This is a genomic window from Streptomyces sp. P9-A2 (genome assembly GCF_036634175.1).
Classification (GTDB): domain Bacteria; phylum Actinomycetota; class Actinomycetes; order Streptomycetales; family Streptomycetaceae; genus Streptomyces; species Streptomyces pratens.
The window spans coordinates 6,086,132-6,100,193 of sequence record NZ_JAZIFX010000001.1 but is presented as its reverse complement, the minus strand read 5'-3'; the positions used below and the strand labels follow the sequence as shown (position 1 = coordinate 6,100,193).

The following is a 14,062-nucleotide window of genomic DNA, read 5'->3' as shown; positions in this document are numbered from 1 at the left end:
AAGAACTAGGCCCACTGGGCCTGCGGGGCCTCCTGGTGCTGCGGCTCCTCGGTCTCCGGTACGTACCGCAGCACGCCCCACATGCCCTGCTCGTCGGTGTGTGGGGCGTCGGGGGCGTCGCTGCCGCAGGTCTCCTCCAGCTCCTCGCGGAGGGCGGCGCTGTCGATGCCGGTCCCGATGAGCACCAGCTGCGTGAGCCGCTCCGCACCGGCCGGCCAGGGCTCCGGGTAGAACCGCAGGAACCGTCCGACGGCATGCACGGCGTACCGGTTCCCGGTGTCGTAAGGGCCGAAGTCGATGTATCCCTTGATCCGGTACAGCCCTTCCGGGCGGCTGTCGAGGAAACGGATCAGCCGTCGCGGATCGAGCGGCACGGCGGAGGCGAAGGACAGGCTGTCGTACCGGGCGTGCAGATGGCCGGCGTGCTCGTCGGCGCCGGGGCCGTGCCGGTGCAGGTCGTCGAAGGAGAGCTGCCCGAAGCGCTCCTCGGCCGGCCTGCGGTCGAAGAGGAGCTCCGGATCGACACGGCCGTGCGTGGCGGGAACGACGGCGGCGCGCTCGACGAGCGACCGCACGACATCGAGCAGACCGTCCGCGTCCGCCGCCCGGTCGAGCTTGTTCACCACGACCAGATCGGCGAGGCCGAGGTGCCGGTCGATCCCGGGATGCCTGGCCCGGGTCTCCTCGAACTCGGCGGCGTCCACGACCTCGACGAGCCCGCCGTACACGATCCCGGGGTGCTCACTGGCGAGCACCATCCGCACGAGTTCCTGGGGCTCGGCAAGACCGCTGGCCTCGATGACGATGACGTCGATCCCGGCGGACGGCCGCGCAAGCCGCTCGAGATATACGTCGAGTTCGCTGCCGTCGACGGCACAGCACAGGCATCCGTTGCCGAGCGAGACGGTCGAGTCGCCGAGCGCTCCGGCCACGGCCATGGCGTCGATCTCGATGGCACCGAAGTCGTTGACGACGGCGCCGATACGGCTGCCGCCGCTGTGATGGAGAAGGTGGTTGAGCAGGGTGGTCTTCCCGGCTCCGAGAAATCCGGCCAGGACCACGACCGGAATCTGCCGACCGCTGTTCCGCTCCACCGCGCGACCCCTCTCGCTCCTACGCGTACCCCGGCTCGCGCCTCGGCGTGCGTCCGGGAGTTGACTGACTCCCCAGGATACGAGCGGTGAGAACGGTGGCGAAGTGAACGCTCGTCAGCAGCATGTGCGAGGCAGACGTCGGCCAAGGCACCAACTCGCCACGACGTGACCGCCTCACACCTCACACCTCACAGCCTCGACGCTTGCGCGCATTCACATCACTCTCCGGAACACACGTGATCGGAGAACCGACGACCAGGAACACTTGGGCGGTTTGTGGAAGATTGCACCGAGGTGGCGCCGCTCGGCACTCAGGAGCAACTCAGGTTAGGCTCACCTCTGTGAGTACGTGCTCAACCGCCTCCCGCGAGCTCGACGAGCCCGTCGCGGGAACAGCGGCCACCGCGAGGACCTGGCTCCTGCTGGAACAGCCCGGTCCGTGGGGTCCCAAGGCGCTCACGTCGAGCCACCTCGACCCGGCGCTGGGCCGCGCCCTGGAGGCCGCCGCGTCGGGTACCGGCGTGCGTATCGCCCTGATCAGGCGCCCCGGACGCCACGCGGACCACCGGACGTCCGCCGCCCGCCGGGTGTACGTGGCCCACACCGTGCCCGGCAGTACGTGGCTGCACGCCGCCACCACCACGGACCCGGAGCATCTGCTCGGCCTCGATTTCGCGGCCCTCGGCAGGGGACACAGCGGCACCTTCGCCACGGCGCTCGGCGGGCGGCCGCACGAGGGCGACCCGCTCGCCCTCGTCTGCACCAACGGCAAGCGCGACCGTTGCTGCGCACTCCTCGGCCGGCCCCTGGCGGCCGAGCTCGCCGCCTCCGGCGTCGAAAGCGTCTGGGAGGTCACCCACCTGGGCGGACACCGCTTCTCGCCCACGGTGCTCGTGCTGCCCCACGGCTACGCGTACGGCAGGGCCGAGGCGCACACCGTCAAGGAGGCGCTGCACGGCGCGCGGGAGGGCCGGATCGTCGTGGAGGGGTGCCGTGGGAGCTCCGCCTGGGAGCGCCCCGGCCAGGCGGCCGAGCTGGCCGTGCGGACCGCGGTGGGCGAGTACGCCGCCGAGACGCTGACCGTCGTACGGACGGACGGCACGGCCCCGCACTGGGAGGTGCTCGTCGCGCACGCCGACGGGCGCCGCTGGCGCGTGGAGGTGGCCCAGGGGTCGTCCCTGCCGCCCCGCGCGGAAAGCTGCGGGTCGGTACTGGGCTCGCCCGCGCGGATGGACGTGGTGGCGATCCGCGAGGTGAGCATGGCGGCGCTCGCGAGCTGACCGGCCGCGCGCGCTCCCTCGCGGACACCGGCTCCGCCTCGCGTGTGCGAGGCGGCACACAGCACGGCCGAGGTATCCGCACGGCCGAGGCATTCGGCCTGCTGGAGGCGCCGCACCGGCTGGATCCGGCGCTCCTGGACCATCGTCCGCCCGGCCGGACGGGACTCGCGGTCGTCCGCGAGATCGCCGAGCCCACGGGGTGAGCCGCCGGACCGCCCGGCGTGGTCCGGGGCTTCTGGAACGCACGGCCCGTGGTCACACGGCCCCCGCGCCCGTCAGCGACCGCACCTCCGCCTCCGCGTGCTTGGCCTCGTCGGGAATCTCGGCCGAGGTGACCGTACCGAGCCAGCCGGCGAGGAAGCCGAGCGGGATGGAGACCAGACCGGGGTTCTGGAGCGGGAAGAAATGGAAGTCGACGCCGGGCAACAGGGATTCCGGGCTGCCGGAGACCACCGGGGACAGCAGGACCAGCACCATGGCCGGGATCAGCCCGCCGTAGACGGCCCACACGGCGCCCCTGGTGGTGAATCCGCGCCAGAACAGGGAGTAGAGCAGCACGGGCAGGTTGGCGGAGGCGGCCACGGCGAAGGCCAGCCCGACGAGGAAGGCGACATTGAGCTCACGGGCCAGCAGGCCGAGCGCGATCGCCAGCACACCGATGCCGATCGCGGCCACCCGGGCCACGGCCACCTCGCTGCGCGGCTTTCCACCGCGGCGCCGCAGGGAGGCGTACAGGTCGTGGGCGACGGACGCCGACGAGGCGAGCGTGATCCCGGCGACGACGGCGAGGATCGTGGCGAAGGCGACCGCGGCGACGATCGCGAACAGCACCGTTCCGCCGGTGGAGCCGGCGCCGCCGCCGAGGTCGAGCGCCAGCAGCGGAACCGCCGTGTTCCCGGCCGCGTTGGACCCGCGCACGGTATCCGGTCCGACGACGGCGGCGGCACCGAACCCGAGCACGATCGTCATCAGGTAGAATCCCCCGATGAGCCCGATCGACCAGACGACGGAGCGCCGGGCCGCCCGCGCGGTCGGGACGGTGTAGAAGCGGGACAGGATGTGCGGCAGCCCGGCCGTGCCCAGCACCAGCGCGAGTCCCAGGCTCATGAAGTCGAACCGGGACGTCCAGTCCCCGCCATAAGCGAGTCCGGGGGCCAGGAACGCCTCCCCGTGACCGCTGCGTTCGGCCGCCGTGAGCAGCAGCCGGTTGAAGTCGCCGTGGAACCGCAGCAGGACGAGGACGGTCAGCACGATGGTGCCGCCGAGCAGCAGGACCGCCTTGACGATCTGGATCCAGGTGGTGGCCCGCATCCCTCCCATCGACACGTAGATCACCATGAGCGCCCCGACGCCGACGACGGTCCAGGCCTGCGCCGCCTCGCTCCGGCCGCCGAGCAGCAGTGCGACCAGGCTGCCCGCACCCACCATCTGCGCCACCAGGTACAGCACGGACACGGTGACCGACGACGTTCCCGCGGCGATGCGGACGGGGCGTTCCCGCATCCGGGCCGCCACCACGTCGGCGAGGGTGAACCGGCCGCAGTTGCGCACCAGTTCCGCGACCAGGAACAGCACCACGAGCCAGGCCACCAGGAAGCCCACCGAGTACAGCATCCCGTCGTAGCCGAAGAGGGCGATCAGTCCGGAGATGCCGAGGAAGGAGGCGGCGGACATGTAGTCGCCCGCGATGGCGAAACCATTTTCCATCGGTGAGAAGAGCCGACCGCCCGCGTAGAACTCCTCGGCCGATCCCTGTCGTCGGCGGCTCGCCCAGGTGGTGATCCCCAGGGTGACCGCGACGAACGCGCTGAACAGCAGCAGAGCCAGCGCCTGGTGATCGCCCGTCATGAGACACCGTCCCGGCCGCGCGCCAGCTCCTGCGTGTCCCAGCGCAGCTCCAGTGCCGCCCGGTCCCTGCGCAGCCGCGCGTGCCGTGCGTAGGCCCAGGTGAGCAGGAACGTGGTCAGGAACTGGCCGAGACCTGCGAGCATCCCCACGTTCACGGCGCCGGCCACCGGCCGCGCCATCAGGTCCGGCGCGGTGGTGGCGGTCACGACGTACGCCACGTACCAGGCGCAGAAGACGAGGACCGCCGGGACCACGAACCTCCGGTAGCGGCTGCGCACTTCCTGGAACGCGGTGCTGCGCTGGACCTGGAGGTACACGTCTGCCACGGCCGCGGCGCCTTCCCTGCCGCACGCGGCCGGTACGACCGCCGCCGTCCGCGCCGGCGATGTCCGAACCGCGGCGGGCCCTCCGGTGCCCTCACCCCAGCCCGAGGCGAGGGCGTCGTACCAGGGGTCGTCGTAGCTCAGGACGCCGGACGGCCCGCCGGGCGGCGGGGCATGGCCGCCGTCGAGCAGTCCGGGCGAGCGTCCCCCGGGAGGTGCGGAGCGTCTTTCGGCATGTCCGGCGGGACTCTCGGGACCGCCTCCGCCCGGGTGGGGGCGGTCATCGCTTTGCTGCATGCCCAAGGATGGGCAGAACGGGAGGACCCTCGGCTCCTCTTCCCGTTCTGCTTCACTCCATCAGGTGACCGCGGGACCCCTGCGCGTCACTCGCACGGCGATCACGCGTCGATGCGCGACCGGTCCAGTGTCGCCGCCGAGCTGGAGATGAACTCCTTGCGCGGAGCGACGTCGTTGCCCATGAGCAGATCGAAGACCTGCTCGGCGGCCTCCAGATCGGTGAGGTTGATCCTGCGCAGGGTGCGGTGGCGCGGGTCCATGGTCGTCTCGGCCAGCTGGTCCGCGTCCATCTCACCGAGCCCCTTGTAGCGCTGGATCGAGTCCTTGTAGCGGATGTTCTTGCTCTGGAACTCCATCAGTTTGTCGCGCAGCTCACGGTCCGAGTACGTGTACACGTACTTGTCCTGCCCCTTCTTGGGCTGGACCAGCTCGATGCGGTGCAGCGGCGGCACCGCGGCGAACACCCGGCCGGACTCGACCATGGGCCGCATGTAGCGGTGGAACAGCGTCAGGAGCAGGGTGCGGATGTGGGAGCCGTCCACATCGGCGTCGGTCATCATGATGATCTTGCCGTAGCGAGCCGCGTCAATATCGAACGTCCGCCCAGATCCGGCCCCTATGACCTGGATGATCGCCCCGCACTCCGCGTTCTTCAGCATGTCCGTCACGGACGACTTCTGAACGTTGAGGATCTTGCCCCGGATCGGCAGCAGCGCCTGGAACTCGGAGTTGCGCGCGAGCTTCGCCGTGCCGAGGGCGGAGTCTCCCTCCACGATGAACAGCTCGCTGCGCTCGACGTCGTCGCTGCGGCAGTCGGCCAGCTTGGCGGGCAGCGAGGAGGACTCCAGGGCCGTCTTACGGCGCTGGGCGTCCTTGTGCTGACGGGCGGCGATGCGGGTCCGGGCCGCGGCGACCGCCTTCTCCAGGACGACACGGGCCTGCTGGGCGGCGTCGCGCTTGGTGGAGGTCAGGAAGGCCTTGAGCTCCCGGGAGAGCACGGTGTTCACGATGCGGCGGGCCGCCGAGGTGCCGAGAACCTCCTTGGTCTGGCCCTCGAACTGAGGCTCGGCCAGACGGACGGTGACGACCGCCGTGAGGCCCTCCAGAGCGTCGTCCTTGACGACGTCGTCCTCGGCCACACGCAGCATCTTCTTCGTGCGCAGCACCTCGTTCACCGTCTTGGCGACGGCCTGCTCGAAGCCGGCGACATGAGTGCCCCCCTTAGGGGTGGCGATGATGTTGACGAACGACCGGAGCGTCGTGTCGTAGCCGGTCCCCCAACGCATCGCGACGTCGACGCCGAGCTCGCGGGTCACCTCGGTGGGGGTCATCTGGCCGTACTCGTCCAGGACCGGGACCGTCTCCTTGAAGGTGCCCTGCCCCGTGAAACGAAGGGTGTCGCAGACGGCCCTGTCGGTGGCCAGGAACTCGCAGAACTCGCTGATGCCGCCGTCGAAGCGGAAGGACTCCTCGCCCTTGCTGCCGCCGTCGCCGAGCCCGAGCTCGTCACGGACGACGATGGTCAGGCCGGGCACCAGGAACGCGGTCTGGCGGGCGCGCTGGTGCAGGGACTCCAGGGCCAGCTTGGCGTCCTTGAGGAAGATCTGGCGGTCGGCCCAGTAGCGCACACGCGTGCCGCTGCGGTTCTTCGGGATCTTCCTGGCCCTGCGCAGCCCGTTCCCGGCCTCGAACTTCGCGTCCGGTCCCAGGGCGGCGAAGGCGCCGGGGACACCGCGGCGGAAGCTGATCGCATGGGTGTGCCCACCGCGGTCCACCTCGACGTCCAGCCGCGCGGAGAGCGCGTTGACGACGGACGCGCCGACGCCGTGCAGTCCGCCGGAGGCGGCGTACGAACCGCCGCCGAACTTGCCGCCGGCGTGCAGCTTGGTCATGACGACCTCGACGCCGGAGAGGCCGGTCTTGGGCTCCACGTCGACCGGGATGCCGCGGCCGTTGTCCCTGACCTCCACCGAGCCGTCGTCGTGGAGGATCACATCGATGTGGTCGCAGTGGCCCCCGAGGGCCTCGTCCACCGAGTTGTCGATGATCTCCCAGAGGCAGTGCAACAGGCCACGGCTGTCGGTCGACCCGATGTACATTCCGGGGCGCTTCCGCACGGCCTCGAGTCCCTCGAGGACGAGCAGGTGCCGCGCGGTGTAGTTGGAACCGTCCCGGTCTGCTCCTGCCAGCAGCGCTGTGGACGGCACGGACGTCTCGGCGGTCACGCGGTTCGCTCCTCGCTGAATTTCAGATGGGGCCCTCATGGGTAAGGGCGCGTCGCTTGTCACCGGTGAGAGGGTACCGAGGCCTGGTAGAGCCGTTGTCACGCCACCCTCGTCTGAAACCTAGACTAGTCGAGAGTCGTATACCTGTTCGATCTCTCGATGGAGTGAAGCACACATCACGTTCCCTTCCAGGCATGAACCATTTAGGCTCCGGGCACGTCCTCAAGAACAACCGGCAACCCAGCCGGGAGGGCCGACCACCACCGATCCGACGCGAATCCGTACGACGACACAAACGCGCGATACGGCACATTCGCCGCCAACCGGCAGCATCCGACCACCTCGGAAAGATTTTTTCGAGAAGCAGCCACGAGCGGGAACGTTTTGGGGCTGGTTGGATGTTGACCCTGGTACGACAGCTCGTCGAGCTAGAGAAGAGGCGACGTGACTACTGTTCTGACCCCCGCGAGCCCACTGACGGCCGCCGATCGCTGCGACCGCTGCGGCGCCCAGGCATACCTGCGCGTCGTCCTGCTGAGCGGCGGAGAACTGCTCTTCTGCGCCCACCACGGCCGCAAGTTCGAGCCGGAACTCAAGAAGATCGCCGCCGAGATACAGGACGAGAGCGAGCGGCTGACCTCCCCGTCGGCCCCCGCCGTCGAGGAAGAGCGCTGATTACGCAGACGCGCTGACATCTCGCGTACGACGACGAGCCAGACCGGCACAGGCCGGCGGGAGGGGCGGCTGCCTCCGGTGCGGAGACAGCCGCCTTTTTCTCGTGCGCTCCCACTCCCCGTGCGCTCTCGTTCCTCGTGTGCTCTCGCTCCTGACTGAGCCTTTCGGCCCCCGAAGCTGCCCGCGAGGGGACCCGGGAGACCTGCTCAGGGCTCGCCGGGCGCGCTCAGGCGCCGTCGGGCACCTCTCCGGCCTGTCGGGCCGAAGTCCCGTCGAGCGTCCGCATGACATCGGACACACGCGTGTAGACCCCGGGACTGTCCGCCCAGCCGCATCCGCTGCCCCAGGAGACCAGGCCGATCAGCCGCCCCTCGGCCACCAGCGGTCCGCCGCTGTCCCCCTGGCAGGCGTCCGGCCCGCCGGCCTGCTCACCGGCGCACAGCATGGTCCCGGCGCGGTACGTGCCCTCGCCGCCACCCGGATAGGCGTCCTCGCACAGGGTGTCGCGCAGCACACGCACCCGCGCCGCGTGCAGGCTGCCGGCATAGGTCCCCGAACCCGTGGTGTCCCCCCAGCCGTAGACGGTCGCGGGGGTATCGGCCCGGTACCCGGGATCGCCCGCGCCGGCCATGCCGATCACCGAGCCGGAGGGCAGGGGCGCGGCCAGGGTGAGCACGGCGAAGTCGCCGGAGTTGCTGAGCGGGTCGTAGCCCGGATTCACCCAGGTCTCGCGCACCTCTATCTCCTCGCCCTGATCCGACAGCAGATCCGTACGGCCCGAGATCACTCTGAGGTCGGGCACCCGCTCCGGCGGCGCTCCCAGGACCTCCTCGTTCATGCAGTGGGCGGCGGTGAGCACCGTGGTCCGGCCGACGGCCACACCCCCGCAGAACTGTCCCGCCCGGGTACCCCCGAACCGGTCACGGCTGGACAGCGCCACGGTCCACGGACTCTGGGTCACATCGACCGGGAACCCGCCGACGACGATCCGGTCCGCGACCGCCGGAGCCGCCGCTGCCAGCGGTATCGCGGTCGCGGCGGCGGCGAGGGCCAGTGGCCGGGCCAGGACCCGGGCTAGGCGACGACGCATGCGATCTCCTCACACTGGGGCGTTGATGAGACACCCAGAGTGATCCACCCCGTCGCGCCCCGCACCCGCGGAGCAGCATCGAGGCCCGGCCCCGCGAAGGGGCCGGGCCTCGGTCCGGCCTTGTGGGACCGCCGTGATCGCTGTCCTAGTCGAGGTAGTCGCGCAGGACCTGGGAGCGCGACGGGTGACGCAGCTTCGACATGGTCTTGGACTCGATCTGGCGGATGCGCTCGCGCGTGACGCCGTACACCTTGCCGATCTCGTCGAGGGTCTTCGGCTGACCGTCGGTGAGACCGAAGCGCATGGAGACGACGCCCGCCTCGCGCTCGGACAGGGTGTCCAGGACGGAGTGCAGCTGCTCCTGCAGAAGCGTGAAGCTGACCGCGTCGGCCGGAACGACGGCCTCGGAGTCCTCGATGAGGTCACCGAACTCGCTGTCGCCGTCCTCGCCCAGCGGGGTGTGCAGGGAGATCGGCTCGCGACCGTACTTCTGGACCTCGATGACCTTCTCCGGGGTCATGTCGAGTTCCTTGGCCAGCTCCTCCGGGGTGGGCTCGCGGCCCAGGTCCTGGAGCATCTGACGCTGTACACGCGCGAGCTTGTTGATGACCTCGACCATGTGCACCGGGATGCGGATGGTGCGGGCCTGGTCGGCCATCGCGCGGGTGATCGCCTGACGGATCCACCAGGTGGCGTAGGTGGAGAACTTGTAGCCCTTGGTGTAGTCGAACTTCTCCACCGCACGGATCAGACCGAGGTTGCCCTCCTGGATGAGGTCCAGGAAAAGCATGCCGCGTCCGGTGTAACGCTTGGCCAGGGAGACCACCAGGCGGAGGTTGGCCTCCAGGAGGTGGTTCTTGGCGCGGCGCCCGTCCTCGGCGATGATCTCCAGCTCGCGCTTGAGTTTCGGCGCCAGCTTGTCGGAGTTGGCCAGCTTGTCCTCGGCGAACAGACCGGCCTCGATCCGCTTGGCGAGTTCGACCTCCTGCTCGGCGTTGAGCAGGGGCACCTTGCCGATCTGCTTGAGGTAGTCCTTGACCGGGTCGGCGGTGGCACCGGCGGCCGCGACCTGCTGGGCGGGCGCGTCGTCCTCGTCCTCGTCGGAGAGGACGAAGCCGGCGGCCTCCGTGCCCTCCGACTCCTCCGTCGCCTTGGTCTCCTCGGCGGTCTCTTCGTCGGTCGCCTCGGCGCCGTCCTTCTTGGCCGCGGTCTTCTTGGCGGCCGTCTTCTTCACTGCCGTCTTCTTGGCGGCCGTCTTCTTCGCGGTGGTCTTCTTGGCGGCCGCCTTCTTGACGGGCGCCTCCTCCTCGGCAGCGTCGGGGGCGGCCGGTGTGGCGGTGGCGCTGGTCTTCCGGGTGGTCGTCGTCTTCGCCGCGACCGTCCTGGTCGCGGTGCGCTTGGCGGGACTCTTCGCTGCGACGCTCTTTCGGGTGCGCTTGGGCTCCGCGGCACTGACCATCAGCGTCACACCCTCTTCCTCGAGGATCTGGTTGAGGCTGCGCAGTACGTTCTTCCACTGAGTGGCCGGAATCTGGTCAGCTTCGAAGGCCCGACGCACGTCATCGCCGGCGATCTGCCCCTCAGCCTTTCCCTGCTCGATGAGCGCCATGACAGAGACGGATTCGGCGATCTCCGGCGGGAGCGTACGGGATGTGCTGGCCGACACGAACAACCTCTCGGGACGTTGAGAAAACGGCTTCCGGCCCCGTCCACGACGGACAGGAGCCGACCGCCGGCTTGGGGATGGGCCGACGATGCGGGCGGGGGCCGGGGAGTTGCACAGCGCCGTGAACGGCGTCCGTATTCCCTCCGCGACTGTCACCTCTTAGGTCATCGCGTTCTTTCCAGGAGCGTTACGCCCAATCCGCGTGGCCCGAGTCACACCCCGTAAGTGCCCACAATCGATCAGATTGCGACAAAGACGGTCACTCGAGGGTAGCGGCGACACCATGCCGGACCTTACGGCCCCTTCATCACTGTAGGACCCCGCGGGATCAAAGGTGATCCCGCGGGGTCCTACAGCGGGCGGCTCACCGGCCGGAGGGTGCCACGGAAGGGGGATGGCAGGCCGGGCCGTCCGCGGAATACGGCCGGCGCTAGCGCGGGCCGGGCACCACTCGCTCGACCTCGGGGTGGACCACCAGCAGCTGACGCATGGCCGCCTCGGCCGCCGCGCCGTCGCCGCCGGCGAGCGCGTCGACGATCCGGCCGTGGTGCGCGAGGGACGCTTCGTTCGGCCGCTCACAGCCTGTGAGCGGCCCCCCCGAGACCTGCAGCGCGGCGGACACGATCCCGGAAAGGTGCTCCAGCAGGCGGTTACCGGCGAGCTGGATCAGCAGTGAATGGAACTCGGAGTCGGCGCGGGCGAAGGTCAGCGCGTCACCCTGCCCCATGGCGTGACCCATGATCTCCACCATGTCGACCAGACGCTGCTGGACCTCCTCGCGCCCGTGCCCGGCGGCGAGCCGGGCGGCCAGCGGCTCGATCGTCCAGCGCAGCTCGCCGAGCTCACGTCGCTGGTCGTCGCGCTGCGGCCCGTAGGCCCTCCACTCGATGATGTCCTGGTCGAGCAGATTCCAGTCGCTGACCGGGCGCACGCGCGTGCCGACATTCGGCCGGGCGCTGACCAGGCCCTTGGCCTCCAGGACACGGAGCGACTCGCGGACGACGGTGCGGGAGACCTCGAAGCGCTGGCCGATCTCCTCGGGAACCAGGGGCCGGTCGGCACCCAGATCACCCGAAACGATCATCTGACCCAGCTGCTGGACGAGTTGGCCGTGCAGCCCGCGGCCGCGGTTGCTCGCGCCGCGGCGGCCCCCACGGCCCAGCTCGGGATCGGCGTCCCAGGCCGGGGGCCCGACACGGCCGCCGACGGGCGCGTCGGCATAGGGGTAGCGGTCGAGTTCGCCCGGACCCGCGAGGCCGGAGTCCGTGGAGCGGGCGGTGGTCATCATGGTGTGCGCAAGGGTACTCACGCATCTTTTGTCGGCGCGGTTCCCAACTCCCTTGAGGAGTTTGGTGAAAAGCACACGAAAGGGTGATCGCTCCCCCCGTCGCAATTGACGCCTTATCGGAAAGAAGCGGGCTCCCTCCGGGGAGTTGCAGGCACGGACGGACCTATCGAGGCACCGCCGGTCGTCATCGGGCCCTGTTCCGCAAAGATGTGAGCAGATACGCGCAGAGCAGCACCACGAGAGACAACGTCAGCGCACCACCCACCGGTTGAGCGATCATCCGTACTGCCCCCTCCAGATACCGTTCGCCCCAGAAGGGCCAGCGGAGCGGCGACACCTCATGCACCCGCAGGGGCGCCCCGGCCACGGTCCGTGCCGGCGGCCCCTCCGCCAGCTTGCTCACAAGGGGCCCGACGAGGAGGGGAACGGCGACGACCGTGGCGAGACCGGCGGTGGTGGACCGGAAGACCCCCGCGGCCAGCACTCCCGCCCAGGCGCACCCGATCACGAGTCCGAGCCAACTCGCGCCGAGCGGCAACCAGTCGGGGGGAACCTCGACGAGCTCCCGCCCGTAAACGAGATGGAGCAGCTCCGCATCGCACCCGATCGTCAGGACGGCCAGCACGAGCGCGGTGGCCGCGGCGACGAGGAGTTTGGCGGTCAGCAGCCCCAGCCGCCGGGGCACACCGCCCCGGTCCGCCGCCAGGGTGGGGTGGCGGAACTCCTCGCCGAAGGCCAGCGCCCCGAGCAGCCCCGCCCCGATCGCCGCGGGCGGCAGGGGCAACTCCTTGGGCCACGCGGCCAGCAGGCGCGGCTGTGGGGTGTGTCCGATCCGGGCCAGCAGTACGGCGGTGAGCGCGGACACCACGAGCACGGCCACCCCGACGACAAACCCGGTCCCGACGCCGGTGGCCCTGCGGATCTCGTAGCGCAGCGGGTGGAGTGGGCGGGGAGCGGGGCGAACGGAGAAGGGGGGCGGCGGCCCGGTCGAGGACCCGGACTCCAGGACCCGGGTCTCGTCTCCGGCGCGGGAGCCGGCGGGCGAGCGGGCGACGGGCGGGCAGGCGGCAGGCCCGGAGCCCGGGGGGCCGCCGGAATGCCCGGCGTCGGAAGTGGCGGCGGAGACCGGCGGCGTGGTAGAGGACGGCGTGATGGGGGACGGCGTGATGGGGGACGGCGTGATGGGGGACGGCGTGATGAGGGACGGCGTGATGAGGGACGGCGTGATGAGGGACGGCGTGATGAGGGACGGCGTGATGAGGGACGGCGTGATGGAGGGCGGCGCGCTGGAGTGCGTTCCCTCGTCCGAGACGGCCGGCTCCTCGGTGTGGGGGGCACCCGCGCCAGGTCCCATGTCCCCGATCTCGTCAGCGAGTTGGTGGACGACGATGCCGTGCCGGAAGGCGGTCTCGCCGACGTCCGCGCAGGTACTGCCGTAGACGGAGATACGGTTGCCGCCGTCCTCGGCCACCTCCACGGAACGCCGGGCGGCACGGGCTTCCTTGGTGAGCAGCGCCGAGAGCCTGGCAGCATGCGGTGTGCGGACGGCGACGCGAGGGCGCAGCCGGGTGCGCGAGAAGTCCGCGGCCGGCTGATCGGCGACGAGCCGGCCCTGATCGAGGGTGACCACCCGGTCCGCGGCGCGTGCCGCTTCCTTGGGGTCGGCCGTTGTGCTCAGAATGGTGCCGCCCTGGTCCGCGTAGGCCCGGAGCATGCCGTGCAGCCAGCGGTTCTCGTCGGCGGAGAGCCCGCGTGCGGGTTCGTCGAGCACGAGGGTGTGCGGGTCCGCCAGCAGTGCGCAGGCGAGCCCGAGGCATCGGTCCATGCCCCGCGAAAGCGTGTCGAGGCGTTTCTCCCGCAGGCTCACGAGCCCGACGGCTTCCAGGACTTCGTCCCCGTGACGTGCCGGAACTCCCGCCGCGGCACACAGCATGCGGACGTGTCCACGCACGGTGCGTGCGGGGTGGCCCGACACATCACCCAGCAGTACGCCGACTTCGCGGGACGGGTGGCCGATGCTGTGCAGCGGGCGGCCCCTGAAGTAGGTGATGCCACGGCCCGGTTGAAGTTCGAGCATGAGTCTGAGTGCCGTCGTCTTGCCCGCACCCGGCGCTCCGAGCAGCATCGTGACGCAACCTGCGTGCGCCTCGAAGGAGACATCGTCGACGGCGGGCGGTAGCTCTTTGCGCGGGCTGCTGGTCAGTCCGATGGCCTGGATCACCCAAAGCAAGATAGCGTGCCATATCGGATTTTCCGGGCACCGCGAGGCCTGTCGA

11 protein-coding genes are annotated in these 14,062 nt (G+C 70.3%); 3 read left to right on the top strand and 8 right to left on the bottom strand.

Annotated features, from left to right (window positions below):
* Positions 1-5 precede the first annotated feature (5 nt).
* Entirely contained in the window at positions 6-1,094 is a 1,089-nt protein-coding gene (locus tag V4Y04_RS27665; RefSeq protein WP_332431055.1) for a CobW family GTP-binding protein, read from the bottom strand.
* A 341-nt stretch (positions 1,095-1,435) separates the two neighbouring features.
* Here V4Y04_RS27665 and V4Y04_RS27660 point away from each other — a divergent pair, with 341 nt between their 5' ends.
* Complete coding sequence (locus V4Y04_RS27660; RefSeq protein WP_332431054.1) at positions 1,436-2,374, top strand: sucrase ferredoxin; 939 nt, start codon at positions 1,436-1,438, stop codon at positions 2,372-2,374.
* Between the two features lie 44 nt (positions 2,375-2,418).
* The gene (locus tag V4Y04_RS27655) at positions 2,419-2,577 is read left to right on the top strand and encodes a hypothetical protein (protein ID WP_332431053.1); all 159 of its coding nucleotides are present in this window, start codon (positions 2,419-2,421) and stop codon (positions 2,575-2,577) included.
* 52 nt (positions 2,578-2,629) lie between these two features.
* On the opposite strand, the gene V4Y04_RS27650 is transcribed toward V4Y04_RS27655, so the two are convergent.
* From V4Y04_RS27650 to V4Y04_RS27640, 3 genes are all read right to left on the bottom strand, one after another.
* Entirely contained in the window at positions 2,630-4,222 is a 1,593-nt protein-coding gene (locus V4Y04_RS27650) for a solute symporter family protein (RefSeq protein WP_332431052.1), read from the bottom strand.
* Positions 4,219-4,842 carry a DUF485 domain-containing protein gene (locus V4Y04_RS27645; protein WP_332431051.1) on the bottom strand — a complete coding sequence of 208 codons (624 nt, stop codon included), beginning with the start codon at positions 4,840-4,842 and terminating at the stop codon, positions 4,219-4,221. The genes V4Y04_RS27650 and V4Y04_RS27645 overlap by 4 nt, the downstream gene beginning before the upstream one ends.
* A gap of 101 nt (positions 4,843-4,943) precedes the next feature.
* Positions 4,944-7,067 (bottom strand): DNA gyrase/topoisomerase IV subunit B, encoded by a 2,124-nt coding sequence (locus V4Y04_RS27640; RefSeq protein WP_332431050.1) that lies wholly within the window; start codon positions 7,065-7,067, stop codon positions 4,944-4,946.
* Positions 7,068-7,511: 444 nt separating this feature from the next.
* On the opposite strand from V4Y04_RS27640, the gene V4Y04_RS27635 reads away from it, so the two are divergent.
* Positions 7,512-7,742: a DUF7455 domain-containing protein gene (locus V4Y04_RS27635; protein WP_055571934.1), complete on the top strand. Its 231-nt coding sequence runs from the start codon at positions 7,512-7,514 to the stop codon at positions 7,740-7,742.
* Between the two features lie 226 nt (positions 7,743-7,968).
* Here V4Y04_RS27635 and V4Y04_RS27630 read toward each other — a convergent pair whose 3' ends face one another.
* The 4 genes from V4Y04_RS27630 to V4Y04_RS27615 all read right to left on the bottom strand — a co-directional run bounded on the left by V4Y04_RS27630 (position 7,969) and on the right by V4Y04_RS27615 (position 14,007).
* A complete protein-coding gene (locus V4Y04_RS27630; RefSeq protein ID WP_332431048.1) occupies positions 7,969-8,832 on the bottom strand; it encodes a S1 family peptidase in 864 nt (287 codons plus the stop codon).
* A 145-nt stretch (positions 8,833-8,977) separates the two neighbouring features.
* On the bottom strand, positions 8,978-10,498 hold the full coding sequence (locus V4Y04_RS27625) for an RNA polymerase sigma factor (RefSeq protein WP_332431047.1): 1,521 nt from the start codon (positions 10,496-10,498) through the stop codon (positions 8,978-8,980).
* 430 nt (positions 10,499-10,928) lie between these two features.
* The gene (locus V4Y04_RS27620; protein WP_332431046.1) at positions 10,929-11,807 is read right to left on the bottom strand and encodes a FadR/GntR family transcriptional regulator; all 879 of its coding nucleotides are present in this window, start codon (positions 11,805-11,807) and stop codon (positions 10,929-10,931) included.
* A 163-nt stretch (positions 11,808-11,970) separates the two neighbouring features.
* Positions 11,971-14,007: an ATP-binding cassette domain-containing protein gene (locus tag V4Y04_RS27615; RefSeq protein WP_332431045.1), complete on the bottom strand. Its 2,037-nt coding sequence runs from the start codon at positions 14,005-14,007 to the stop codon at positions 11,971-11,973.
* Between the last annotated feature and the right edge of the window lie 55 nt (positions 14,008-14,062).

Bases quoted from the DNA above. Each gene is read 5' to 3' on its own strand.
- V4Y04_RS27650 (WP_332431052.1), bottom strand. From the start codon at position 4,222: ATGACGGGCGATCACCAGGCGCTGGCTCTGCTGCTGTTCAGCGCGTTC.
- V4Y04_RS27645 (WP_332431051.1), bottom strand. From the start codon at position 4,842: ATGCAGCAAAGCGATGACCGCCCCCACCCGGGCGGAGGCGGTCCCGAG.
- V4Y04_RS27630 (WP_332431048.1), bottom strand. From the start codon at position 8,832: ATGCGTCGTCGCCTAGCCCGGGTCCTGGCCCGGCCACTGGCCCTCGCC.